Consider the following 22,756-nt stretch of genomic DNA (forward strand, 5'->3'; position numbering starts at 1 on the left):
GCTCTACATGGGCGGCATGGGCAGCGAGGACACCAACTTCCACGCCGAGGTGTACCGCCGGATGGGCTACGGCGACGTCGTCGACGAGGTGACCGCGCTGTTCCGAAGCGGACGCAAAGACGAGGCGGCGGCGATCATCCCCGACGCGGTCGTCGACGACGCCGCCATCGTCGGCGACACCGACTACGTCCGCTCCAAGGTGCGCGAGTGGGAGGCGGCCGGCGTCACGACGATGCTCGTGTCCGCCGGGTCCGTCGAGCAGATCGAGCAGGTCGCCGAGGTTGTCGGGAACGCCTGAGCCGGACCTCGCTCAGGCGAGCTTTTCGGCCTCGGCTTTCAGTTTCGCGAGCTCGGCCGGGAAGTAGTCGACGAGGCGTTCCGGATCGGGGATGCCCTCGGGACAGGCGATGATTCCGACGTGCACGATGCCGTTGTTGGACAGAACGGTGATGTTGAGTCCGGCACCGTGGAAGATCGGTCCCAGCGGGTAAAGCGCGTCGATCTTCGCCCCCATGAAGTACAGCGGCATCTGCGGGCCGGGGACGTTTGAAATGACGAGGTTGTGCACCACCGGCCCGCGTTCGGAGATGCGTAGCGCCGAGTAGGCCCGCATCGCCAGGCCGAAGGTGCGGGGCGGGGCGAACTCAGCCCAGTCCTGCAGGGCATCGGCCGGAATGGCCTTCTGGTGCTCCTTGGCGTTGCGGTTGGCCTCCTCCATCTGTGTCAACCGCTCCCACGGATCCTCGACGTCGGTGCCCAGGCGCGCGAACAGAGCCGACACCTTGTTCATGCCCTCGCTGCGGCGGCTCTCCTCACGCACCGACACCGGAACGTTGGCCAATAGCGGTGTGTCGGGCAGTTCGCCGTGGTCGGCGAGGTAATGCCGCAGCGCACCACCGGCGACGGTCAGCACGATGTCGTTCACCGTCGCGCCACTGAGGCGCCGGATCTCCTTGAAGTCCGACAGCAGCATGTCGTTCAGCGCAATCGTCCGCTGGCCGGTGATGTTGTTGTTGAAGGGCGTGCGCGGCGCAATGAACGGTGGGGCCATCGCAGTTCCGCGCACCGCCCGCTCGACCGTCTTTACCACGACGTCAATCGACGGCTGCACGATCCTGGTCAGGCCGAACGGCCGCAGGACGCTCGCGACCACACCGCGCCCGAAGATCTCGAGGTCGCTGGGCTCCTGCTCGTCGCGCGCTTTCCCATGACCCTCGCCCATCATCGCCGCCACCGATTGGGCGTCGGGCTCCAGCGAGCACATATGGCTGATGATGCTCGCCCCCGATGCACCATCGACCGTGGCGTGATGCATCTTCATGAAGACGACGAGTTTGTCGCGCGCCTCATCGTCGCTGACCCGGTCTGCTCCGCGTCCGACGTCCTTGTAGCCCTCGATCGCCCACATCTCCCACAGCGGATGGCGGCGGTTGACCGGCAGGGAGGCGAAGTGGCCGCACAGCTCCATCAGCTCGTCGTAGCCGCCTGCGCCGGGCAGCGCGACGCGGTGAACGTGACGGTTGATGTCGAAATGGGAGTCGTGCACCCACACCGGGTGCGCGATCTCCAGCGGTACTTTGCGCACCTTCTGGGTGAACTGCGGGATGTCGGAGACGGCGACGTCGATCGCGTCGCGGAACCGACCGAATTCGTAGCCGCCGGGGATCGTGGACGGGTCGAGCACGAACACCGAGCAGACGTGCATCATCTGCTCGGGGGTTTCCAGATACAGAAAAGTCGCGTCGAGTCCGCTCAGCCGTTCCATGTCGCGAAGCCTATCGGTCAGTCCTGACCACGGCTCACAATATGCCCCTGACCGCGACTGGTGATGTGCCACAAACCACAGCGGCACCGGTAAACGTCCAGCTCAGGTGTCCGAATTCGCCCAGCGCGCAGCACCGCGACGGCGAGCCAGGCGGCATCGGGGTCGGCGTGCCCCTCCTTATCGGGAGTCGGACAGGTCGCCGACGATTCTCCCGACGTCCGGTCACGATCCGGCCCACCTCGAATCAGCTTCTTCCGACGCGGCGCCGCACTCCGCTGCTCGCGGTGCCCTTCATCAGCGCGGGCCGACTCGGTCCGCGCCTCGATCCGCCGGTAGTAGCGCTCCAGCTCATCGTCGTCGAATGTCGCCATGTCAGCCGCCAGTGTGCCACCGGACCGAATGCCACCCGATGCGGCGGGCGCTAGCATCGGCACGGTGAGCCACCTGACCGCGATCGATCGCCTTCATCCAGCACTGATCGCGACGATCGTCTTCGTCATCGCCAGCGCCAACCTGATCGCCCACTACGGGCACGGCCGGGCGATCTTCCTCGTCATCCCGACGACGGCGCTGCTGCTGGGCGCGGCCGCGCTGCTCTCGGGACTGAAGTGGCACGACCTGGGCGTCACCCTCCCTCAGCTGCGCCGCGGACTCCCGTGGGCCGGAGTCGTGGTCGTGGCGGTGGTACTCATCATCGCCGTCGCCGTGGCCATCCCACCCCTGCGCGAGTTCTTCCTCGATGAGCGCTGGCGCTCCGCGCGCACCGCACTGTTCGCGGCATTCGTGGTGATCCCGCTGCAAACGGTGTTGCCCGAGGAGCTGTTGTTCCGCGGCGTCCTGCAGGGCGCACTCATGCGGACCTGGTCGGTGCCGGTCGCACTCACGGTGGGCGCGGTGCTGTTCGGGATGTGGCACATCACGTCGTCACTGCACTTGGCCGAGGGCAACGAGGGCTTGCGCGACATCGTCGGCGGCGGAAATGCCGGTCAGATCGCGGGCGTCGCGCTTTCGGTCGTGGCAACGACGGCCGCAGGCCTGATCTTCGGCTGGTTGCGCTACAAGTCCGACAGCCTCCTGACTCCCATCGCACTGCATTGGGCCCTCAACGCGACCGGCGCACTCGGCGCGGCCATCGCCTGGCGCCTCTAGCCGTCACCGCACAACGACCACGTGAACCAGTCCCCCTACCGTTGCAACCGCAGCAGTTGTGAAAATCGGTAGCGGATGTGCGGGCCACCGGGGAAAACCTGTGCCACAGTAGCCACATGACCAACGACGACACGGCGCATGTTCCCACCCCCGCCGATCCCCCTGTGCCCGCCGGCGCGCACGGTCCCGACGAACACTCCGGCGTTGTAGAGCAAAAGAAGAGCTTCAGCGAGACGGTGAGCAGCCTCGTCAAGCGCATGCTGCTCGCACTGATCGGCGTGGCGATCCTCGTCGTGCTGTACTTCATCCTCCGCTCAATCGCGCCGCGCTGGTGGGCCGATACCGTGGCGAGCATTGTCGGGACCGACGCCGGCTTCACCACGGGCGTGCTCTACGGACTGGTCATCGGCATCGTCTGCACGGCCGTGCCCCTCGTTTCGTTCGCTATGGCGGTTGCCTCGTGGAACAAGCTCAAGCACTTCTTCGGCGTCATCTTCCTGCTGGTGGGCATCGTTTTCGCCGTTCCCAACGTGATGACCCTCGCGATCAACCGAGCCGATCCGGCACAGTCGGCATCCATCCGCTCGGCCCAGACGAAACTCGGCGACATCATCGGCTTCCAGGGCGCCACGCTGATCGGCGCGATCATCGGCGGCCTCATCGCCCTGATCGTCATCTATTACATCGTCAACTACAAGCTGCGCGGCAAGAAGATCCGCGCCGCAACCGCCGTGCAACCCGAGGACAAGTAGCGCGACATGGCCGCCCAACACCGTCGGCGAAAACCCGTTGCACGCCGTCGGCACTGGGGCTAACTTGATCTTTCCGTGCGATTGCACGGGACGACAACACAAGACCGGCATGGCGGATAATCCGGGGAAACCCGGTGAAAGACATGTGACAACCGTCGCCGGGAGCAATCCCGGTACCCCATGCACTCCGAGCCGAAATCCTTCACCTCAGGGTGGAGGCAAGCCCGAAGCAATCTGATGACCCCGCCCGTCGGGGTCGGGAGAGCCAATCGGTGACCCAGCACCCGCCAGGTGCTGTTCAGTAGCGACGGGACCTTGCGGCAGAGGCGGGAGTATCAGTCCGAGGCAGTCAATCGAGGGCGTACTCCATGAACGCGGCAGCGGGGCACGGCAGCTTCGCCAAGGCGGGAGAGATCAAGTAGGCGTTGACGGCCGAACGGTCGAGGGTGTGCGGTATTCCGGCCTCCAAAGGGTCGGAGCCGCGCGGGAATGCGCATCCTCAGTCAGATCCAGCCCCTAGCTCAGTGGTAGAGCGACTGACTTCGGATCAGTCTGTCGCCGGTTCGATCCCGGCGAGGCATCCCAAAGCGAAAGACATTCCTCGGCAGCGCTGCGACAGTGTCCTAAGCCCTGGCCCTTCGGGGAACCGGGGCACCCGCGGGTCCGCAAGACCCAAGGGTGTTCATGCATCAGTAGCGGTAGCACAGAGACCGGCCGGTCACTGTGCGACGCGAAAGTGGTGGAGAAGCTGCTGCCGTCACGCGTGGCGCCACGTACGGCGCTGGACATGGTGGATACCGTCGAGAGGCGGTGGACAGGCGGAAAACCCGGCGACACGGGAATAGCGACCGTCAAAGGCCACCGAGAGCAGGGATTTAGTCTCAGTCCCCGCACCCCCCATTCACAGCTTGGGGATGACCGAGAAAACAGTGGTCTCCTTGGGCACGCCCTTGGCGCGGAACCGTTTGCGCCGCAGGACGAAACGCTGCGCATCGACCTCGTCGACGACGGCGTCACTGATGAACACCTCGCCGGCGCCCGCGGCCGCACCGACCCTGGCCGCGATATTGACGTCGACGCCCAGATAGTCGTCGTCGACGGCCCGCGGCATTCCGGTGTGCAGTCCGACGCGCAGCTGGGGCCGATAGCCGTCGACCTCGATCGCACTGATCGCGGTGATCGCCTCGAATGCGGCGTAGATGGCCTGCTCCGCGTCGGCGAACACGGCCATGGTGCCATCACCCAGATTCTTGACGACCCGACCGCCGTGACGGCCCACCACCGCGGTGGTCGCCGTGTCGACGGCGCGGATGAGTTCCAGAACGTGGTCGTCGCCGACACGCAAGGCCCAGGTCGAAAAGTCGACGAGGTCGGTGAACATGATCGTCGCCGCGACCGGTTCGTCGGAGGTGCGCGATTCGGACTTGGGCCGGCGCCGCGTCAGCGACTGCCACATCTCGACGGTCGCCAGGCTCAGCTCTCGCATCGCGCTGGGCTGCTCGCCATGGGCCTGCTCGATGAGCCGGGCGACTCGGTCGCTGGGCCCCTCCCCGCCGACGGCCGGCGAATCGGGGACAAGACTGCGCGCGGCACGGGCGATCGAGAGGGCACCTTCGCTCGCGTCGGTGCGCGCCAGCAACTCCGCGGCCCGCTTGGCGACGGAGTCCGGACGGATCGCATCCTTCGCGTCAGGCTTTTTCACAGCAGCCTTCTTCACGGTGGCCTTTTTCGCTGCCGGCTTCTTCGTGACAGTCTTCTTCGGCGTGTTCGACGGGCTCACCGCACGCGCTCCGCGGCGACGGCCAATTCGACGACCGTGTCGGCCAACCCGCGCAGCGTCGCCCGGTCGGCATCCTCGCCCAGCGCAGTCTGCAGATCCTCGGCGGCACAGCGCAGTTCGAACAGCCGGTCGGCGAGGTCGGCGACCTCCTCGGGGCGCATGATCACCGCATCATCGGGAATATCGGTCCCCACCGTCAGCGTTCGCTGCTCATAGGCTCTTTGGCGGCAGGACTGTCGGCAGTACTTGCGCCGCCGACCCAGGGTCGAATCGTCGACGATCGGCCGGCCGCACCACGCGCAGGCGACCCGTCGGTCGTGCCGACGGCCAGTCTCGGTGGTCATGGTCGAAAACGCTACCCGATGTCACCGCTGGAGCGGCGCGGGGCGACACGCCCGGATTAGCGTAGAATGAATGGTCGGACGGCGCCGGAGCGCCCGCGATCGGGCGGCGTTGCGCCCGACTTGGAGAGGACATCACATGGCAGACCGAGTGCTTCGTGGAAGCCGACTCGGAGCGGTCAGTTACGAGACCGACCGCGACCACGATCTGGCGCCGCGCCGGATCGTCCAGTACCGCACCGACAACGGCGAGGTCTTCGACGTGCCGTTCGCCGACGACGCCGAGATCCCGTCGAAGTGGCCGTGCAAGAACGGCATGGAGGGCACCCTCCTCGAGGGCGCCGCGCCCGAGGAGAAAAAGGCCAAGCCGCCGCGCACGCACTGGGACATGCTGCTGGAGCGCCGCAGCGAGGCCGAGCTTGAGGTCCTGCTCGCCGAGCGGCTCGATATCTTGAAACAGCGCCGACGCGGCTGATCCGCGCTGCGCACACCGGCCGGTTGACCCCGTGAGGGATCAGCCGGCCGTTTTGCTGCCCTTGGGGGTGCGCCCCAGACGGCTGTCCATCCCCCACCGCGCGACCTGCAAGAACGCCTCGGTGATGACACCGCCGTCCATCTTGGACTCGCCGATGGCGCGCTCGGTGAACGTGATCGGCACCTCGGTGACCGTGTACCCGCCCTGGATCGCGCGCCATGCCAGATCGATCTGGAAGCAGTATCCGGCCGAGTCGATCGCGGCGAAGTCGAAGCTTTCCAGGACTTCGCGGCGGTAGGCGCGGAAGCCGGCGGTGATGTCGCGGATCTTGGACCCGAGGGCCAGGCGGGCGTAGGTGTTGGCGCCGCGCGAGAGCAGTTCGCGCCGCTTGGGCCAGTTCACCGTCGAACCGCCGGCTACGTAGCGGGACCCGATCGCCAGGTCGGCGCCAGCATTGACCGCGTCGAAGAGCCGGTGCAACTGCTCTGGCGCGTGCGAGCCGTCGGCATCCATCTCGACGAGCACCGCGTAGTCACGGGCCAGTCCCCAGGTGAAGCCGGCGAGGTAGGCCTTGCCCAGCCCGTCCTTCTCCGTGCGGTGCAGAACGTGGATCCGAGCGTCCTTCGCGGCAAGACCATCGGCGATCTCACCGGTGCCGTCGGGGCTGGAATCGTCGACGACGAGCACGTGCACGCCGACAAGCGCATTGAGCAACCGCTCGACGATGATCGGGAGGTTCTCGCTCTCGTTGTACGTCGGGATGACGACGAGGGCGTTCTCGCCAGTCGGGCCGATCACCTTACTCATCGAGCTCCTTCGCTCCATCGGTCACACGGGCCCCGCGCAGCGGGCCCCGACTGAATCTAGTATGCGTCGCCACCGCCGCCAAAAAGGCCGCGACCGCGACCACGCACACGACGATGGCCGGAATGGCGCCCAACCGGGTGGCCAAGGTGCGTTGCGTGCGCAGCGGAACCCTGTCCGACAGCGTCGCCGGGACGAACAGCGGTGTGCGCGCGATGATGGTCCCGTCGGGCGCGATGATCGCGCTGACCCCGGAGGTTGCGGCGACCAGGACGGTCCGGCCGTGTTCGACGGCGCGCACCTGCGACATGGCCAGTTGCTGGTAGGTCATCGAACTCAAGCCGAAGGTCGCGTTGTTGGTCGGGACGAGCAGCACCTGTGCGCCCTGGTCCACCGAGGCCCGCGCGGCACGGTCGAAGGCCACCTCCCAGCATGTCGCGACACCGGCGATGACGGGACCGCTGCGGGTGGGTATCCGCACCACCGACGGACCGCCGCCGGGGGTGAAGGTGCCGGCCATATCGGCGTAGGAGGAGAAGAGTCGGAAGAAGCCGCGCCACGGCAGGTATTCGCCGAACGGCTGGATGATGTGCTTGTCGTAGCGGTCGGTGATGCCGCGTTTGGGATCCCACACGATGACCGAGTTGCGCGGACTGCCGTCGTCGTTGATCAGGATCGTGCCGAGCACGATCGGGGCGTTGACCGCCTTCGCGGCCGCCTCGATTTCCGCCTCCGCGTCCGGGTTGTCCAGCGGCGAGATGTCCGAGGCGTTCTCGGGCCACAGGACGAAGTCCGGTGCCGGTGTGCGCCCTGTCGCGACATCCTCGGCGAGTTTCATGGTTTCCCGGACGTGGTAGTCGAGCACCGCCCGGCGCTGCGCGTTGAACTCCAGTCCCAGCCGCGGCACGTTGCCCTGCACGATCGCGACGCGCGTGGTCGACGGCGAGAGGACCCGGTCGAGGCTGGCCGGGGTGACCAGGATCGCCAGCAGCGGCGCGGCCAGGGCAAGCAGAACCGTCACGACACCGCTCACCACTCCTACGGAAAGGGCGTGCGATTCCTCCGTCGCCGGTCGCGGGGCCCGCTGCCAGGAGCGGATGCCGAGCACGAACACCCAGGCCACCGACGCGCCGAACAGCGCCGTCCCGAAGGTCAGCCCGGTCGCTCCGACGAGCGATGCCAGTGGCAGGAGCGGACCGTCGGCCTGACTGAAGGCGGTGCGGCCCCACGGGAAGCCGCCGAACGGGAACATCGAGCGCAGCGCCTCCACCAGCGTCCAGCTCGCGGCGAACCACAACGGCGGCAGGGGCAGACGCATGCTCACCGTCGCGATGGCGCCGAAGAGTGCGGTATAGGCGGCCAGTACCGCTGCCAGCGCGAGCCAGGGCAGCGGGCCGACGTACTCGCCGATCCACGGCAGCAGCGGTACATAGAAGCCCAGGCCGAACAGGAAGCCCGCCAGCGCGCCGTCACGCACCCGGATCTCGCGACCGAGGACGACGGCGAGCAATCCGAGCGCGACCACGGCGAGGAACCACAGGTTGCGCGGCGGGAAAGCGGCCCACATCGCCACTCCGGCGGCCAGCGCGGTCGTCGGCCAGATGAGTCGGGTCATGCGACTCCCGCCGTCGCGCGCAGGGCCCCGGAGTCGTGCAGCACCGCGCCGCGGTGCACCGTGCGCACGCAGACCGGGATCGGGGCGCCCGGCGACACGTCGGGCAGCGCCGGCACCCGCGATCGCGGATCGGTGGACCACCGCTGCACCGTCGAGTCCGATCCGGCGACGACGAGGTTGTCGGCGTCGAACACCGCGTAACTGGCGGGTGCGCCCGGGACGAGCAGGCCGGTCAGGCCGTCGTTTCGGCCAACGGCACGCCACCCACCACGCGTGCATGCGCCGTAGGCGGCACGCGCGGAGACGGCCGATGTGCGTCGGTGGTGACCGACGGCGGCACCCACGGCGGCCCACGGGGAGATCGGAGTCACAGGTGAGTCCGACGAGAATGCCAGCGCGACACCGGCCTTCGCCATCGCGGCGAAATCATTCATCGCGCTCGCGCGCGCCTCGCCGAGCCGCTGCTCGTACATCTGTCCCGGCCCGCCCCACTGTGCGTCGAACGCGGGCTGCATCGAGGCGATCACGCCGCAGCGGGCGAGGACGGCCCGTTGCTGCGCGTCGACCATCTCCGCGTGCTCGACGCGGTGGGCGCACGCCGCCAGCGTCGGTGTCCCGACCTCGTCGGCCAGCCGCGCCAAGGCGGTGGTCACCGCGGTCATCGCCGCGTCACCGATAACGTGGAAGCCGGCCTGGCGGTGCAGTTGGGTCAGCGCACGCAGATGCGCGTAGACAGCATCGACATCGAGATAGGGCATCCCGGTGGTGCAGGGGTCGTCGGCGTAGGGCTGCGAGAGCCATGCGGTCCGTGAGCCGAGCGCCCCGTCGACGAAGAGGTCCCCCGACAACCCGTAGGCGCCGGTCGTCGCCAATAGGTTGCGAGCGTGCTCGACGTCGGCGACCGCCTCCCCCCACAGGCCGACGATCTCCACGCCGGTGCCGGTGTCGGCAGCGAGGACCTCGGCGAAGTCGGTTGAGCCGGCGATATCGGGTCCACCGTTCTCGTGGACCGCGACGACGCCGAGTGCAGCGATCTCCCGCAGGGCGCGTCGACGGGCATCGGCCCGCTGGTCACCAGTCAGCAATGCGCGCGCCGCGACGCGCACGCTGTGATGGGCGGCTGCGGTCAGGGGGCCCGACGCGGAGAACCCCACCGACTCCCCCAACCCGACGACCCCGTCCCGCAGGGCGGTCGAGGCCAGCGCCGAATGTTCGTCGACCCGGACCAGGTACGCAGGCCGTCCGCCGACGGCGGCGTCGATCTCCGCCACGCTGGGCAGTCGCAGGTCGTCGGCCTGGCCCGCTGACCACGTCGACTCGTCCCATCCGCGAGCCCACACGGGTTCATCGACAGGTAGCCCGGCAACATGGACGCGCAACCGGTCCAGCAGTTCGGGGCGGTTGCGCGCAGTCGAGAGATCCAGGCCCGATCGCGCCAGGCCGGTAGCCGTCAGGTGCACGTGGGGATCGACGAATCCGGGACCGACGAAGCGTCCCTCGAGGTCGATGACCTCGGCTTCCGGGTGGAGCGCCCGCCCGACGTCGTCATAGCCCACCCAGACGACCGTGCCGTCGGTGACGGCCATCGCCGTCGCGTCGGGGTTGGCCGGCGTGTGGATACTGCCACCAAGGAGCAGTTGCGTCGACATGGGGATAGTCTGCCGTGTCGGCGGCGCGACTCAGTGTGCGGGCGGCAGTTGGCGCTGCTCCGTGGGCACGGCTACCGGGACGTCGACGACCTCTCCGTCGATCACGTCGCCGCCGAGGAACACCGTCCGCGCACCGACCACCGAAACCACCGCGGCCAACCGTCGTGCCCCGAACGCGGTCACGACCGGGCGAGCAGCTGCACGCACCGGCGGCGCCATGAGCAGCACACCGAGCGCCGTGGTCACGATGCCCGGAAGGATCACAAGCACCGTCGAGAGGCCCAGCAGCGCCGTGTCGGGCAGTGGTTGGGTTGGCCGGATCTCGTTGCGCGCAGCTTTCCCCAGGTCGCGGATCACACGGTTGCCACGCACGGCGAGGAACGCGTACCCGGCCACGCCGGCGAGCAGGGTGATCAGTAGCGCCCAGCCCACGCCGAGCCAGTGGGCAAGACCGGCGAACGCGGCGATCTCGGCCACGACGTACAGCAGCAGAACCCAACGAATCCTCATGGAATGTCCTTCCTTCTACTTGTCCAACGCGCCAAGGCGCCGTTTTGCTCCCATTTGCTCCCATTTGCTCCCGCGACTACGACTACGGTGGCTCCCGTGCCTATCACCAGCTTCACCAACGACGGCTTGACCTTCGACGTCACCGACTCCGGACCCGCCGACGGCGTCCCCATCGTGCTGTTGCACGGATTCCCGCAGCGCGCCAGCTCGTGGGACCTGGTCACCCCGCTGCTCAACCAACGCGGATACCGCACGATCGCCCCCGATCAACGCGGATACTCCCCCGGCGCACGCCCCAAGGGGCGCAAGCAGTATGCGATGCCGCACCTCGCCGCCGACGTCGCGGCACTCATCGACGAGATCGGCTCGCCGGTCCACCTCGTCGGCCACGACTGGGGCGCGGGCGTCGCGTGGGCCGTCGCGGCCAACTACCCGGACAAGATCAAGACCATGACCGCGGTGTCGGTCGGCCATCCCGGGGCGTTCATCCGCTCGATGGTTCGCAGCAACCAGGTGCTGCGCTCCTGGTACATGCTCGCCTTCCAGTTCCCCAAACTGCCCGAACGCGTGATGTCCTCCGGCAACGCCCGGGCCACCGCGGCAATGGCCCAGTTCGGCATGACACCGGTCATGGTCGAGCAGTTCCACAACAACATCGTCGACGACGGCGCGCTGACCGGCGGGCTCAACTGGTACCGCGGGCTGCCGTTCACCCCGCCCAGCTACGTGGGCCGGGTATCGGCGCCGACGACCGTGGTGTGGAGCGACGACGATGCGGCCCTCAGCATGCGTCAGGCCGTCGACTCGGACCGCTTCGTCGACGCCCCGTTCACCTTCGTCCACGTCGACGGGGCGTCGCACTGGATCCCCGAAGAGCGCCCGGGCGAACTGACCGAGGCGATCCTCGCGCGGATCGCTTCAGTCGACTGAGTCTCGGTACTCCCCGCGGCGAGCCTATTCGCCTGCGCGGCCCTCGATGTCGCCCTCGGTCTGCAGGTAGATGCGGCGCAGTTCGTCGAGCATCTCCGGCGGCGGTGACTCCCACAGGTCGCGCTGCGCGGCCTCGAGGAGGCGTTCGGTGATGCCGTGCAGCGCCCACGGGTTCGACTTGTCGAGGAATTCGCGGTTGGCCTCGTCGAGCACGTAGGACTGCGTGAGCTGCTCGTACATCCAGTCGGCGACGACGTTGGTCGTGGCGTCGTAGCCGAAAAGGTAGTCGACGGTGGCGGCCATCTCGAAGGCCCCCTTGTAGCCGTGCCGCTGCATCGCCGAGATCCAGCGCGGGTTGACCACGCGGGCCCGGAAGACGCGCGTCGCCTCCTCCGACAGCGTGCGCGTGCGCACGGCGTCCGGGCGTGTGGAGTCACCGATGTAGGCCTCGGGATCGGAGCCGGTGAGCGCGCGCACCGTCGCGACCATGCCGCCGTGGTACTGGAAGTAGTCGTCGGAGTCGGCGATGTCGTGCTCGCGGGTGTCGGTGTTCTTCGCTGCGACGTTGATGCGCCGGTACGCGCTGCGCATGTCGTCGACCGCCTCACGACCGTCGAGTCCGCGTCCGTACGCGTAGCCGCCCCACGCGGTGTACACCGCGGCCAGGTCCTCGTCGGAGCGCCACTGCTGCGAGTCGATGAGCTGCAGCAGGCCGGCGCCGTAGGTGCCGGGCTTGGACCCGAATACCCGGGTGCGCGCACGCCGATCGTCGCCGTGCTCGGCGAGTGATTCGCGGACGTGGGCGGCGATGAAGTTCTGTTCATCGGGCTCGTCGGCGGCCGCGGCGAGTGCCACCGCGTCGTCGAGCATCGTCACGACGTGGGGGAAGGCGTCGCGGAAGAACCCGGAGATGCGGACCGTGACGTCGATGCGGGGGCGGCCCAATTCGGCCGGGTCGATGAGTTCGAGGTCGACGACGCGTCGCGACGCCTCATCCCACACCGGTTCGACGCCGAGCAGAGCCAGGACCTCGGCGATGTCGTCGCCGGAAGTCCGCATGGCACTGGTCCCCCACACCGACAGGCCCACCGAGCGCGGGTATTCGCCGTGGTCGGCGAGATAACGCTCCAACAGCGAATCGGCCATCGCCCGGCCGGTCTCCCACGCCAGCCGACTGGGCACCGCTTTGGGGTCCACCGAGTAGAAGTTGCGACCGGTGGGCAGCACGTTGATCAGCCCGCGCAACGGCGACCCGCTCGGCCCGGCCGGGATGAAACCGCCGCCCAGTGCGTGCAGCACCCGTGGCACCTCACCACTTGTGGCGCGCAGCCGCGGCACGACCTCGCGCGCGGCGAACCCGAGCACATCGGCCACCGCGGTCGGCAGTCCCGCCGCAGCGTCGGCGACCGCATCGTCGGTCCACCCGCCCTTGTGACACCGCGAGACGAGGTCGCGCGCCTGCGCTTCGAAGACGTCGACGGTGTGCGTGCGGTCGCCATCGGGACCGCCGTCCTCGTCCAGTCCGAGGGCCTCGCGCAAGCCCGGCAGAGCCACCGAACCGCCCCACAGTTGTCGGGCGCGCAACATCGCCAACACCAGGTCGATCTCGCCGTCGTCGACCGGCGCCTCACCAAGGATGTGCAGGCCGTCGCGGATCTGCACGTCCTTGATCTCGCACAACCAGCCATCGACGTGCAGCAACATGTCGTCGAAGACCTCCTCGTCGGGTCGCTCCGCCAGACCGAGGTCGTGGTCCATCTTCGCCGCGGTGAGCAGCGTCCAGATCTGCTGGCGGATCGCGGGCAGCTTGGCCGGGTCCAGCGCGGCGATGTTCGCGTGCTCGTCGAGGAGTTGTTCCAGGCGGGCGATGTCACCGTAGGACTCGGCGCGCGCCATCGGCGGGATCAGGTGGTCGACGAGGACGGCGTGCGCACGGCGCTTGGCCTGCGTGCCCTCGCCCGGGTCGTTGACGAGGAACGGGTAGACCAGCGGCAGGTCGCCGAGCGCGGCATCGGTGCCGCAGGAGGCCGACATGCCCAGGGTCTTGCCGGGCAGCCACTCCAGATTGCCGTGTTTGCCCAGGTGCACGACCGCGTCGGCACCGAACCCCCACCCGTCGGCGACCGGATTCGCCGCGAGCCAGTGGTAGGCAGCGAGGTAGTGGTGCGACGGCGGGAGGTCGGGGTCGTGGTAGATCGCGACGGGGTTCTCACCGAATCCGCGGGGCGGCTGCACCATGAGGACGACGTTGCCGAAGGTCATGGCCGCGACGACGATGTCGCCGTCGGGATTGGCGCTGCGATCGACGAACAGATCGCCCGGCGCCGGGCCCCACTTCTCCTCGACACCCTCGCGCAGATCGGCCGGCAGCGTGGCGAACCACCTTTGGTAGTCGTCGGCGGCGACACGGATCGGGTTCGCGGCGAGTACCTCGTCGGTGAGCCATGCCGGGTCTTGGCCGCCGGCCTCGATGAGGGCGTGCATGAGGGCGTCGGAGTCATCGTCGAGTAGGCCGGGGATCTGGGCGGGGTCGCCGATGTCGTAGCCGTGGGCGCGCAGGGCCGTCAGCAGGCGCAGCAGCGACTTGGGCGTGTCCAAGCCGACGGCATTGCCGATGCGCGCGTGCTTGGTCGGATAGGCCGAGAGGACCAGCGCGATCCGCTTGTCCGTATTGGCCAGGTGCCGCAGCCGGGCGTGGCGGACCGCGATCCCGGCGACACGGGCGCAGCGCTCCTCGTCGGGCTGGTACCAGGGCAGGCCGTCGTCGTCGAACTCCTTGAACGAGAAGGGCACGGTGATGATGCGTCCGTCGAACTCGGGCACCGCGACCTGGCTGGCGACGTCGAGCGGCGACAGTCCGTCGTCATTGGCCTCCCACTGCTCCCGCGACCCCGTGACGGCCAGCCCCTGCAGGATGGGGATGTCGAGGGCGGCGAGCCGTTCGACGTCCCATGCCTCGTCCTGCCCGCCCGCCGACGCCTCCGCCGGGGTGGTCCCGCCGGCGGCGAGGACCGTGGCGATGAGGGCATCTGCGGTGCCGAGGAGTTCGATGAGTTCATCGGGCGCGGTCCGCAACGACGAGCAGAACACCGGTAGTGGCCGTGCTCCGGCGGCTTCGATGGCCGCACAGAGCGCATCGACGTAGCGGGTGTTCCCGGCCAGATGCTGCGCGCGGTAATAGAGGACGGCAATGGTCGGCGCGTCGCCGGGCAGGTCGGCGGATTGGCGCTCCAGGACGCCCCACATGGGGGTGACAACGGGTTCGGTGAACCCGAGTCCGGTGAGCAGGACGGTGTCGGACAGGAAGTTGTGCGCGTTGACCAGGTTTCCGACGCCGCCCGCCGCGAAGTAGTTGTGCGCCTGCGCGGCCACTCCGGCGGGAACGGTGGAGGCAGCCATCAAGTCGGGGTCGGGCTGCTGTTCGCCCGAGAGAAGCACCACTGGTTTGCCGGTCGCGGTGACCGCGTCGATCCCGTCCTCCCAGGCGCGACGGCCGCCGAGGATCCGGACGACGATCAAATCGGCGTCGCGGGCCAGATCCGGGATCTCGTCGAGGATGATCCTCGATGGATTGGCGACGCGGAACGGTGCTCCAGTCGCGGCGGCGGTGATGAGGTCGGTATCCGAGGTGGACAGCAGCAGGATCACAGACTCCACCCTAACCAGCGACGTACGCGGCCGTACGCTGGGACCATGACCGCCGCGCGGGCCCGGAACGGCCCTGACAGCTGTCCCGGTGTGCTGCGCACACACGGGGCGCTCGACGGCGAGCTCGCACGTATCCGCCTGCCCGGGGGGCGACTGTGCGCGGACCAGCTGGCGGTCGCCGCGCAGGTCGCCGAGGAGTGGGGCGACGGACACATCGAACTCACCAGCCGCGGCAACCTGCAGCTGCGCGGCCTCACCGATTCCGACGCCGCCGGACAGGCACTCCTTGCCGCCGGTCTGGGCTCACCGGGTGCTGCCGACACCGTTCGCAACATCGTCGCCTCACCCTTGGCCGGACGTATCGGCGGTCACGGCGGCGTCGATGAAACGGTCACCGAGCTCGACAAGAAGCTGCGCGGCGGGGCGGCTCAGGGCCTGTCGGGACGGTTCCTGTTCGGTGTCGACGACGGGCGAGGCGACATCCTCGCGCATCGACCCGATGTCGTCTCTCGATGGCGGCCCGACGGCGGTGCCGACCTCATCGTCGCCGATCACACAGTCGGTACCGTGGCCCGTCCCGACGCCGCCGCCGCACTGCTCACCGTTGCCGAGGCCTTCGCGGACGTCCGAGGTTCGGCCTGGCGGATCCGCGAGCTCGACGAGCCGGCGCGTACCGCCCTGCTGGTCGGGGTAGTCGAACGCCTCGACCCGGGCGAGTCCGACGGTGCGCCCTGCGACATCACCGACGGGCTCGCGGATACGCCCGCACTGGTCGGCTGGCTGCCGCAGGACGACGGCGCGGTGATGTTGGGAGCACTCACCCCGGCCGGACGGCTGCCCGCACGGACAGCGGAGTTCCTCGCGGCCGTCAACGCCCCGATCCTGGTCACGGCCCGCCGGGAGATCCTGCTGGCCGACTTGAGCGCACCTGTGGCAGACACCGTGCTACGCGTCCTGGCCCCGATGGGCCTGGTCTTCGACGCGGATTCGCCGTGGACCCTACTCAGTTGCTGCGCGGGTGCTCCCGGCTGCGCGAAATCGCACACCGATGTCCGGGCCGATGTCGCGGCGCACCTCGCGATCCACCCGGTGGAGCAGCGCGAGCATTGGGTGGGCTGCTCGCGCGGCTGCGGCTCGCCCACGACGGCTCACATCCGCGTTCAGGCCCAGCCCGACGGGACCTACCTCCGGATGCCGACATAAGCTCAACTCCCATGGCCGAGTACCTGCGCGACGGCGCCGCGATCTACGAGCAGTCCTTCGCCATCATCCGCGCCGAGGCCGACCTGTCTGCCTTCGACGACGACCTGGCCACCGTCGTCGTGCGCATGATCCACGCCTGCGGCCAGACCGACCTGCCCGCCGATGTGCGCGCGACGCCGGGGGTCGTCTCCGCCGCCCGGGGCGCATTGAACGCCGGCGCCCCCATCCTGTGCGACGCGTCGATGGTGGCCGCCGGAGTGACGCGCGCACGACTGCCCGCTGACAACGACGTCCGGTGCTGTCTGTCCGATCCGCGCGTCCCCGGCCTCGCTGTCGAACTCGGCACCACCCGTAGCGCTGCGGCCCTGCACCTGTGGGGCTCGGACCTCGACGGGGCAGTTGTCGCGATCGGCAACGCCCCGACCGCCCTGTTCGAGCTGCTCGAACTCATCGACGCCGGCGGACCGCGACCAGCTGCCGTCGTCGGCGCACCCGTCGGGTTCGTCGGTGCCGCCGAGTCGTGCGAAGCGCTCGCCGCGCGCACCGACCTGGAGTTCCTCACCGTGCTCGGCCGCCGCGGCGGCTCGGCGATCACCGCCGCCGCGATCAACGCACTGGCCACCCCGAGCGAACGATGACCGGCACCCTGTACGGCGTCGGGCTCGGGCCCGGCGACTCCGAACTCGTCACCGTCAAAGCAGCCCGTCTCATCAGCGCGGCCGACGTCATCGCCTATCACTGCGCACGCCACGGCCGCAGCATCGCCCGCGGCGTCGCCGTCCCGTATCTGCGCGACGGCCAGATCGAGGAACGGTTGATGTACCCGGTCACCACCGAGACCGTCGACCACCCCGGCGGCTACGACGGCGCGATGGCCGACTTCTACACCGAGAGCGCGGCGCGGTTGGCCGATCATCTCGCCGCCGGCCGCGACGTGGTGCTCCTCGCCGAGGGCGACCCACTGTTCTTCAGCTCCTACATGCACATGCACAAGCGACTCGCGGGCCGCTTCGCCACGGAGATCGTGCCCGGTGTGACGTCGGTGTCGGGAGCCAGCGCCGCTCTTGGGATCCCCCTGGTCGAGGGCGAGGAGAACCTCGTCGTCCTGCCGGGGACCGCGCCCGACGACGAGTTGGTCGCCCAGTTCGCCAGCGGTTCGGCGATCGCCGTGCTCAAGCTGGGCCGCACATTTGAACGGGTGCGCGCTGCGCTGCGGGCGGCCGGCCGACTCGACGAGGCCTGGTACGTCGAACGTGCGACGACTGCGGCCCAGCGGGTCGAGCGCGTCGTCGACGTCGACCCGGCGTCGGTCCCCTATTTCTCGATGATCGTGGTTCCGGGCGCCACCAACAACCCGCTCGCGCCGCAATCTGACGCCCAGACGGGCGGCGGGGTCACGGTCGTCGGTTTGGGGCCGGGACCGGCCGACCAGCAGACCCCGCAGGTGCGTGCCGCCCTGGCCGCGGCCACCGACCTCATCGGCTACACGACCTACCTCTCGCGCGTCACGCCACGACCGGGCCAGCAGGTCCACGCCAGCGACAACCGCGTGGAATCGCAGCGCGCCGAGTTCGCGCTGGACCTGGCGCGCCGGGGCCGTCGTGTCGTCGTCGTGTCGTCGGGCGACCCGGGCGTCTTCGCGATGGCGACCGCGGTCGCCGAGGTCGCGGCGCAGGAGCCCTACACCGATGTCGAGGTGACAGTCCTGCCCGGCGTGACCGCCGCGTCCGCGGTGGCCGCCGCCTTCGGGGCACCACTTGGCCACGACCTGGCATTGATCTCCCTGTCCGACCGGCTCAAACCGTGGGACGTGATTGCCCGCCGCGTCACCGCGGCGGTCGAGGCCGACCTGGTTGTGGCGGTCTACAACCCCGGATCTGCCAGCCGCGACCACCAGGTCGCCGACCTGCGGCAACTCCTGTCCGAGACAGCCGGCCCGGATCGTGTCGTGTTGGTGGGCCGCGATGTCGGCGGTCCCAGCCAGGCGCTGACGGTGACCACGGTCGGCGACCTGGACCCGAGCACCGTCGACATGCGCACCCTGCTGATCATCGGCTCGTCGACGACGGTTGTAGCCGAGCGGCCCGGCGGCCGACTCGTGTTCACCCCTCGTCGCTACGAGGTTTGACTAAGTTCGGCCGCAAATCGGGAGTCCGAGGGCATATCCGCCGAGCGCCCTATTTTCGGCCGAAGTTGGCGGCTTCCTCAACGCTCGTGACGACGTTGCCACACGGCTCCACCGGGCGCGCCACCATCACCACGGGAATGCCGAGTTCCCGGGCCGCGATCAGCTTCGCCCTGGTCAGCTCGCCACCGCTGTTCTTGGTGACCAACAAATCGATCTTCTCGTCGGCCATCAACGTCCGCTCGTCGTCGAGACCGTAGGGCCCGCGCGATCGCACGATGCGGTGGTGCGGTGGCAACGGTCCGGTCGGCGGATCGACGACGCGGATCAAGAACCAAGCGGAGTCGATGCCGGCGAACGCATCCGCATCCTGACGACCGGTCGTCAGCAGCACGCGCGCAGCGTTGCCCCCGGCCACGGCCCGCGCCGCCCCGACGATGTCCTCGACGATTGTCCAGTCGTCACCGGCTTGGGCCTCCCACGCGGGTCGCACCAATCGCACCAGCGGCACGCCGACCTCCGCACAGGCCTCGACCGCGTTGCGCGAGATCTGCTGTGCGAACGGGTGGGTGGCGTCGACGACGGCGTGCGGCTGATTCTCCCGCAGCCACGCCACCATCCCCTCAACGCCGCCGAAGCCCCCGATACGGACCTCGCCGTCGGGTAGTCGTGGGTTGCGCACCCGCCCGGCCAACGAGCTGACCACCGAGACCCCGTCCGCGACGAGAAGCGACGCCAGGGCGCGTGCCTCACCCGTACCGCCGAGGATGAGCACCGGTCTCGTCACGACGGATTGTCCGGCCCGAGATGCGGCGCGGCGGTGCCCCGCAGCTTGCCGACGCGGGCCTGCGAATACAGATAGCTGTCGGTGGCAATCGGATCGGAATCCAGGACCCGGCCGACGAAAATCACCGCGGTGCGCACGATCCCCGCGCTGGCAAGCGCCTGCGGAAGCTCATCGAGATGACAGCGCACGATCTGCTCGTCGTCGCGGCTGGCGAAGGCGACGGTGGCCGTCGGGCAGTCGGCGCCGTAGTGGGGCACGAGTGCGGCCACGATGTCGCCGGCTCGATGGGCGGCCAAATGCAGCGCAAGGGTCACCCCCGTCGACGCCAGTTCGGCGAGCGTCTCCCCCGGCGGCATGTCCGTCGACAGGGTCGACACCCGCGTGATCAGCAGGCTCTGCCCGACGCCGGGCACAGTGAGCTCGGTTCCCAGCGACGCCGCGGCGGCGGCGAAGGCGGGCACGCCCGGGACGATCACCGTCTCCACACCGCGCTGATGCAGGAGGCGCTGCTGTTCGGCCACCGCCGAGTACAGCGATGGATCGCCGGAGTGCAGCCGCGCGACATCGTGGCCGGCGGTATCAGCGGCCACCATTCGCTCGACGATCTCCTCCAGCGGCATCCGCGCGGTATTGACGAGTTCCGCGTTGCTCGGGCACAGGGCGAGCATTTCCGCGGGCACCAGCGATCCGGCGTATAGGCACACCGGGCAGCGGCGCAGCAGCTCGGCGCCGCGCAGCGTGATCAGATCGGGCGCGCCGGGCCCGGCACCGATGAAGTAGACCGTCATCGGCCCTCCTTGCGGACCGCCCACTGGACGACGGGTAGCGCGGGGCGCCAGGCCGTCAGACTTCCCAGCGGCCCCGCCTCCTCGAGCCCGATGCGCCGCAGCGTGCCGCCATGCTCGGCGGCCAGCCCGATGACTAGTTCCTGCGTCGGGATGGCGACGGCGTTGGCGACGAAGATCCCGCCCCGGGCCAGGGCCGGCCACACGAGCCTGAACACCTCCGCGTCGAGCCCGCCGCCGGCAAAGACGGCATCGGGCGGGCCGTGCAACCCGGCGAGTACCGTTCGCGCCTCCCCGTCGACGACGGTGAGACGGCTCGCGACGCCGTGCCGCCGGGCGTTCTCGCCGATTCGTGCGGTGCGCGTCGCGTCGCGTTCGACGGCGACCACGCGACCGCTCGGATTGAGTCGCAACCATTCGATGCCCACGCTGCCGGCCCCGGCCCCGATGTCCCAGAGCAGCTGGCCGTCCGACGGGGCAAGCGCAGCGACGGTCAGTGCGCGCACCGCTTGTTTGGTGAGTTGGCCGTCGTGGGTGAATGCGGCGTCGGGCAGACCGGGTGCCAACTGCCGTGTCGGACCGGTGCACTCGATCGCGATTATGTTCAGCGGGTCGCCGTGAGGCTCGTCCCACCCGGCTGAGGTACCGCTGACCACGCGCTGCGCAGGCCCGCCTAGCTGTTCAAGCACCGTCATCGTCGAAGCGCCCCACCCACCGTCGCGAAGCATTGCGGCAACGGCCGCGGGCGATGACGCATCGCGGGACAAGATCATCAGCCGCCGCCGGTCGCCCGCCGCGCCCACCACGTCGTCGACGTCGCCGGTGACCAGCGAGACCACGCGGACCGTCGAGAGATCCCAGCCCAGGAGTGCCGCGGCGAGGCTGACACTGGACGGGTGTGCGAGGACGCGCACGTTCGCCCTACCAAGCGCCTCGACGACGGTGGTGCCCAGCCCGTGGAACATGGGGTCGCCCGACGCCAGCAGGTGAACGGTACCGCTCGCGCTGTCATCAAGGACCTCACGCAGGTGTGCACTCATCGGACTGCGCCACGCGACCAGCTCCGCGTCGACGTCGGGACTCAGCAAGGCCAGTTGTCGCGCCGAGCCGTAGATCGTCGTCGCCGCAGCCAGTTCGCGCTGCGACGGGAGGGTCAGCCCGTCCCAGCCGTCGGCGCCGATTCCGACGACGACGAACCTCTCCCCGGTCATCGCGGCATCCGGCGCCAGATCCAGCGCGGCAGCAATCGGAACACGAGCGTCACCGGCGCCAGTGCCCACGGCACCCACACGACCGTCTTGCCGCGACGGTCGGCGCGCACCACCGCGTCGGCCACCTGGTCGGCGGTCTTGGACATCGGCGCCGGCTTCACCCCGCTCGCCATCAACTCGCGGGTCATCGCGCCGATCACGAAACCGGGGCGCACCAGCAGCAGGCGAACTCCGCTGCCGTACAGGGCGTCCGACAGCCCCGACGCGAAGCCGTCGAGCCCGGCCTTGGTGGAGCCGTAGACGTAGTTGGCGCGCCGCACCCGCTGCCCGGCGATGGAGGAGAAGACGATGATCGTGCCGCTCCCCTGCTCGCGCAACGCGTTCGCGAGCAGGGTGATCACCGAGATCTGCGCGAGGTAGTCGACGTGGGCGATCTGCAACGCGTGGGCGACGTCGGCCTCTGCTTTCGCGGCGTCCCCGAGGATGCCGAACGCGACGATCGCCGTCTCGACCGGTCCGCGGGCCACCAACTCGGCGACGATCGCCGGATGCGAATCGGTGTCGTCGGCGTCGAATTCGACTGTGCTCACCGCGGTTGCGCCCGCCGCGAGCAATGCGGCCTTCTCATCGTCGAGGTCATCGGCGCGGCGCGCCGCCAGCACGACGTCGTGCCCGGCGGCCATCCGCGTCGCCACGGCCAGGCCGATCTCGCTACGCCCACCGAAGAGCAGGATTGATCCAGTCACGACTGTCAGTATCCCATCCAGGCGGTTCAGTCCCGAGGACTACCGTGGTCGGGGTGAGCGGACCCGATGACCTGACCGATGATGCGTTGACCTTCCTAACCGAGCGCCATTTGGCGACTCTGGCCACGACCCGCACCGACGGGTCTCCGCACGTGGTTGCGGTCGGGTTCACCTACGACCCCGACGAGAAGCTGGTACGCGTCATCACCCGCGACGGCAGCCAAAAAGTGCGCAACGCCGATCGGGGCGGCCGGGCCGCGGTGACCCACGTCGACGGGCCGCGCTGGTTGACTCTCGAAGGCCCGGTCAGCGTGTCCCGGGTTCCCGAGCGCATCCGCGAGGCGGAGCGGCGCTACGGCCTGCGCTACCGGGAGCCGCAGCCCAACCCGCAGCGAGTCGTCATCGAGATCCCGGTGGACCGTGTGATGGGATCGGCCGTTTTGCTCGGCCGTCCCGTGCCGTTGCGCGACTAGGGTTGGGC

Annotated in this window: 22 protein-coding genes and 1 tRNA gene; 10 read left to right on the top strand and 13 right to left on the bottom strand. The window is 69.1% G+C overall.

Annotated features, from left to right (window positions below; genetic code table 11):
- Positions 1–298, top strand: a 298-nt coding sequence (locus B4L26_RS10285; RefSeq protein ID WP_290718659.1) for an LLM class flavin-dependent oxidoreductase, incomplete at its 5' end; no start/stop codon positions are given.
- 12 nt (positions 299–310) lie between these two features.
- On the opposite strand, the gene B4L26_RS10290 is transcribed toward B4L26_RS10285, so the two are convergent.
- Together B4L26_RS10290 and B4L26_RS10295 are read right to left on the bottom strand one after the other, a co-directional pair.
- Positions 311–1,765 (bottom strand): WS/DGAT/MGAT family O-acyltransferase, encoded by a 1,455-nt coding sequence (locus tag B4L26_RS10290; RefSeq protein WP_290718661.1) that lies wholly within the window; start codon positions 1,763–1,765, stop codon positions 311–313.
- Between the two features lie 17 nt (positions 1,766–1,782).
- On the bottom strand, positions 1,783–2,136 hold the full coding sequence (locus B4L26_RS10295) for a hypothetical protein (protein ID WP_290718663.1): 354 nt from the start codon (positions 2,134–2,136) through the stop codon (positions 1,783–1,785).
- Positions 2,137–2,200: 64 nt separating this feature from the next.
- Here B4L26_RS10295 and B4L26_RS10300 point away from each other — a divergent pair, with 64 nt between their 5' ends.
- The 3 genes from B4L26_RS10300 to B4L26_RS10310 all read left to right on the top strand — a co-directional run bounded on the left by B4L26_RS10300 (position 2,201) and on the right by B4L26_RS10310 (position 4,251).
- The gene (locus tag B4L26_RS10300) at positions 2,201–2,914 is read left to right on the top strand and encodes a CPBP family intramembrane glutamic endopeptidase (RefSeq protein ID WP_290718665.1); all 714 of its coding nucleotides are present in this window, start codon (positions 2,201–2,203) and stop codon (positions 2,912–2,914) included.
- 116 nt (positions 2,915–3,030) lie between these two features.
- Positions 3,031–3,666, top strand: a complete 636-nt coding sequence (locus tag B4L26_RS10305) for a hypothetical protein (protein ID WP_290718667.1) — start codon at positions 3,031–3,033, stop codon at positions 3,664–3,666.
- Between the two features lie 510 nt (positions 3,667–4,176).
- Positions 4,177–4,251 (top strand) — tRNA-Arg (locus tag B4L26_RS10310).
- Positions 4,252–4,567: 316 nt separating this feature from the next.
- Here B4L26_RS10310 and B4L26_RS10315 read toward each other — a convergent pair.
- Both B4L26_RS10315 and B4L26_RS10320 read right to left on the bottom strand, forming a co-directional pair.
- Positions 4,568–5,383 carry an adenylate/guanylate cyclase domain-containing protein gene (locus B4L26_RS10315; protein ID WP_409563535.1) on the bottom strand — a complete coding sequence of 272 codons (816 nt, stop codon included), beginning with the start codon at positions 5,381–5,383 and terminating at the stop codon, positions 4,568–4,570.
- A 59-nt stretch (positions 5,384–5,442) separates the two neighbouring features.
- Positions 5,443–5,790: a hypothetical protein gene (locus B4L26_RS10320; protein WP_290718668.1), complete on the bottom strand. Its 348-nt coding sequence runs from the start codon at positions 5,788–5,790 to the stop codon at positions 5,443–5,445.
- A gap of 136 nt (positions 5,791–5,926) precedes the next feature.
- Between B4L26_RS10320 and B4L26_RS10325 the strand changes: the two genes are divergently transcribed.
- The gene (locus B4L26_RS10325; protein WP_290718670.1) at positions 5,927–6,262 is read left to right on the top strand and encodes an RNA polymerase-binding protein RbpA; all 336 of its coding nucleotides are present in this window, start codon (positions 5,927–5,929) and stop codon (positions 6,260–6,262) included.
- Positions 6,263–6,301: 39 nt separating this feature from the next.
- On the opposite strand, the gene B4L26_RS10330 is transcribed toward B4L26_RS10325, so the two are convergent.
- From B4L26_RS10330 to B4L26_RS10345, 4 genes are read right to left on the bottom strand one after another with little or no spacing between them, the layout of a single operon-like run.
- Entirely contained in the window at positions 6,302–7,069 is a 768-nt protein-coding gene (locus tag B4L26_RS10330; protein WP_290718672.1) for a polyprenol monophosphomannose synthase, read from the bottom strand.
- Positions 7,062–8,681 (bottom strand): apolipoprotein N-acyltransferase, encoded by a 1,620-nt coding sequence (gene lnt / locus B4L26_RS10335; RefSeq protein WP_290718674.1) that lies wholly within the window; start codon positions 8,679–8,681, stop codon positions 7,062–7,064. Before lnt ends, B4L26_RS10330 begins: the two co-directional genes overlap by 8 nt.
- Positions 8,678–10,330: an amidohydrolase gene (locus tag B4L26_RS10340; RefSeq protein ID WP_290718675.1), complete on the bottom strand. Its 1,653-nt coding sequence runs from the start codon at positions 10,328–10,330 to the stop codon at positions 8,678–8,680. The genes lnt and B4L26_RS10340 overlap by 4 nt, the downstream gene beginning before the upstream one ends.
- A gap of 30 nt (positions 10,331–10,360) precedes the next feature.
- On the bottom strand, positions 10,361–10,840 hold the full coding sequence (locus tag B4L26_RS10345; RefSeq protein ID WP_290718677.1) for an FxsA family protein: 480 nt from the start codon (positions 10,838–10,840) through the stop codon (positions 10,361–10,363).
- A gap of 96 nt (positions 10,841–10,936) precedes the next feature.
- On the opposite strand from B4L26_RS10345, the gene B4L26_RS10350 reads away from it, so the two are divergent.
- Positions 10,937–11,770 (top strand): alpha/beta fold hydrolase, encoded by an 834-nt coding sequence (locus B4L26_RS10350; protein WP_290718679.1) that lies wholly within the window; start codon positions 10,937–10,939, stop codon positions 11,768–11,770.
- Positions 11,771–11,794: 24 nt separating this feature from the next.
- Here the strand turns inward: B4L26_RS10350 and cobN are convergent, their stop codons facing one another.
- Positions 11,795–15,418 carry a cobaltochelatase subunit CobN gene (cobN, locus tag B4L26_RS10355; RefSeq protein ID WP_290718681.1) on the bottom strand — a complete coding sequence of 1,208 codons (3,624 nt, stop codon included), beginning with the start codon at positions 15,416–15,418 and terminating at the stop codon, positions 11,795–11,797.
- A gap of 45 nt (positions 15,419–15,463) precedes the next feature.
- On the opposite strand from cobN, the gene B4L26_RS10360 reads away from it, so the two are divergent.
- From B4L26_RS10360 to B4L26_RS10370, 3 genes are read left to right on the top strand one after another with little or no spacing between them, the layout of a single operon-like run.
- A complete protein-coding gene (locus tag B4L26_RS10360; protein WP_290718683.1) occupies positions 15,464–16,621 on the top strand; it encodes a precorrin-3B synthase in 1,158 nt (385 codons plus the stop codon).
- A gap of 11 nt (positions 16,622–16,632) precedes the next feature.
- Positions 16,633–17,259 (top strand): precorrin-8X methylmutase, encoded by a 627-nt coding sequence (locus B4L26_RS10365; RefSeq protein ID WP_290718685.1) that lies wholly within the window; start codon positions 16,633–16,635, stop codon positions 17,257–17,259.
- Positions 17,256–18,749 (top strand): precorrin-2 C(20)-methyltransferase, encoded by a 1,494-nt coding sequence (locus B4L26_RS10370; protein ID WP_290718687.1) that lies wholly within the window; start codon positions 17,256–17,258, stop codon positions 18,747–18,749. Before B4L26_RS10365 ends, B4L26_RS10370 begins: the two co-directional genes overlap by 4 nt.
- A 49-nt stretch (positions 18,750–18,798) precedes the next feature.
- Here the strand turns inward: B4L26_RS10370 and B4L26_RS10375 are convergent, their stop codons facing one another.
- From B4L26_RS10375 to B4L26_RS10390, 4 genes are read right to left on the bottom strand one after another with little or no spacing between them, the layout of a single operon-like run.
- Positions 18,799–19,533, bottom strand: coding sequence for a cobalt-precorrin-6A reductase (locus B4L26_RS10375; RefSeq protein ID WP_290718689.1), 735 nt, complete (start codon positions 19,531–19,533; stop codon positions 18,799–18,801).
- Positions 19,530–20,321, bottom strand: coding sequence for a precorrin-4 C(11)-methyltransferase (gene cobM, locus B4L26_RS10380; RefSeq protein WP_290718690.1), 792 nt, complete (start codon positions 20,319–20,321; stop codon positions 19,530–19,532). Before cobM ends, B4L26_RS10375 begins: the two co-directional genes overlap by 4 nt.
- On the bottom strand, positions 20,318–21,529 hold the full coding sequence (cbiE, locus tag B4L26_RS10385; RefSeq protein WP_290718692.1) for a precorrin-6y C5,15-methyltransferase (decarboxylating) subunit CbiE: 1,212 nt from the start codon (positions 21,527–21,529) through the stop codon (positions 20,318–20,320). The genes cobM and cbiE overlap by 4 nt, the downstream gene beginning before the upstream one ends.
- Positions 21,526–22,275 carry a decaprenylphospho-beta-D-erythro-pentofuranosid-2-ulose 2-reductase gene (locus tag B4L26_RS10390; protein WP_290718694.1) on the bottom strand — a complete coding sequence of 250 codons (750 nt, stop codon included), beginning with the start codon at positions 22,273–22,275 and terminating at the stop codon, positions 21,526–21,528. The genes cbiE and B4L26_RS10390 overlap by 4 nt, the downstream gene beginning before the upstream one ends.
- A gap of 44 nt (positions 22,276–22,319) precedes the next feature.
- Between B4L26_RS10390 and B4L26_RS10395 the strand changes: the two genes are divergently transcribed.
- Positions 22,320–22,748, top strand: coding sequence for a pyridoxamine 5'-phosphate oxidase family protein (locus B4L26_RS10395; RefSeq protein WP_290718696.1), 429 nt, complete (start codon positions 22,320–22,322; stop codon positions 22,746–22,748).
- Positions 22,749–22,756: the final 8 nt, after the last annotated feature.

This window comes from Gordonia sp. UBA7599 (assembly GCA_002477755.1).
In the GTDB taxonomy this organism is placed as follows: domain Bacteria; phylum Actinomycetota; class Actinomycetes; order Mycobacteriales; family Mycobacteriaceae; genus Gordonia.

Bases quoted from the DNA above. Each gene is read 5' to 3' on its own strand.
- B4L26_RS10360 (WP_290718683.1), top strand. From the start codon at position 15,464: ATGACCGCCGCGCGGGCCCGGAACGGCCCTGACAGCTGTCCCGGTGTG.
- B4L26_RS10365 (WP_290718685.1), top strand. From the start codon at position 16,633: ATGGCCGAGTACCTGCGCGACGGCGCCGCGATCTACGAGCAGTCCTTC.
- cobM (WP_290718690.1), bottom strand. From the start codon at position 20,321: ATGACGGTCTACTTCATCGGTGCCGGGCCCGGCGCGCCCGATCTGATC.
- B4L26_RS10370 (WP_290718687.1), top strand. From the start codon at position 17,256: ATGACCGGCACCCTGTACGGCGTCGGGCTCGGGCCCGGCGACTCCGAA.
- lnt (WP_290718674.1), bottom strand. From the start codon at position 8,681: ATGACCCGACTCATCTGGCCGACGACCGCGCTGGCCGCCGGAGTGGCG.
- B4L26_RS10320 (WP_290718668.1), bottom strand. From the start codon at position 5,790: ATGACCACCGAGACTGGCCGTCGGCACGACCGACGGGTCGCCTGCGCG.
- B4L26_RS10345 (WP_290718677.1), bottom strand. From the start codon at position 10,840: ATGAGGATTCGTTGGGTTCTGCTGCTGTACGTCGTGGCCGAGATCGCC.
- B4L26_RS10290 (WP_290718661.1), bottom strand. From the start codon at position 1,765: ATGGAACGGCTGAGCGGACTCGACGCGACTTTTCTGTATCTGGAAACC.
- B4L26_RS10325 (WP_290718670.1), top strand. From the start codon at position 5,927: ATGGCAGACCGAGTGCTTCGTGGAAGCCGACTCGGAGCGGTCAGTTAC.
- cbiE (WP_290718692.1), bottom strand. From the start codon at position 21,529: ATGACCGGGGAGAGGTTCGTCGTCGTCGGAATCGGCGCCGACGGCTGG.
- B4L26_RS10305 (WP_290718667.1), top strand. From the start codon at position 3,031: ATGACCAACGACGACACGGCGCATGTTCCCACCCCCGCCGATCCCCCT.
- B4L26_RS10330 (WP_290718672.1), bottom strand. From the start codon at position 7,069: ATGAGTAAGGTGATCGGCCCGACTGGCGAGAACGCCCTCGTCGTCATC.
- B4L26_RS10340 (WP_290718675.1), bottom strand. From the start codon at position 10,330: ATGTCGACGCAACTGCTCCTTGGTGGCAGTATCCACACGCCGGCCAAC.
- B4L26_RS10295 (WP_290718663.1), bottom strand. From the start codon at position 2,136: ATGGCGACATTCGACGACGATGAGCTGGAGCGCTACTACCGGCGGATC.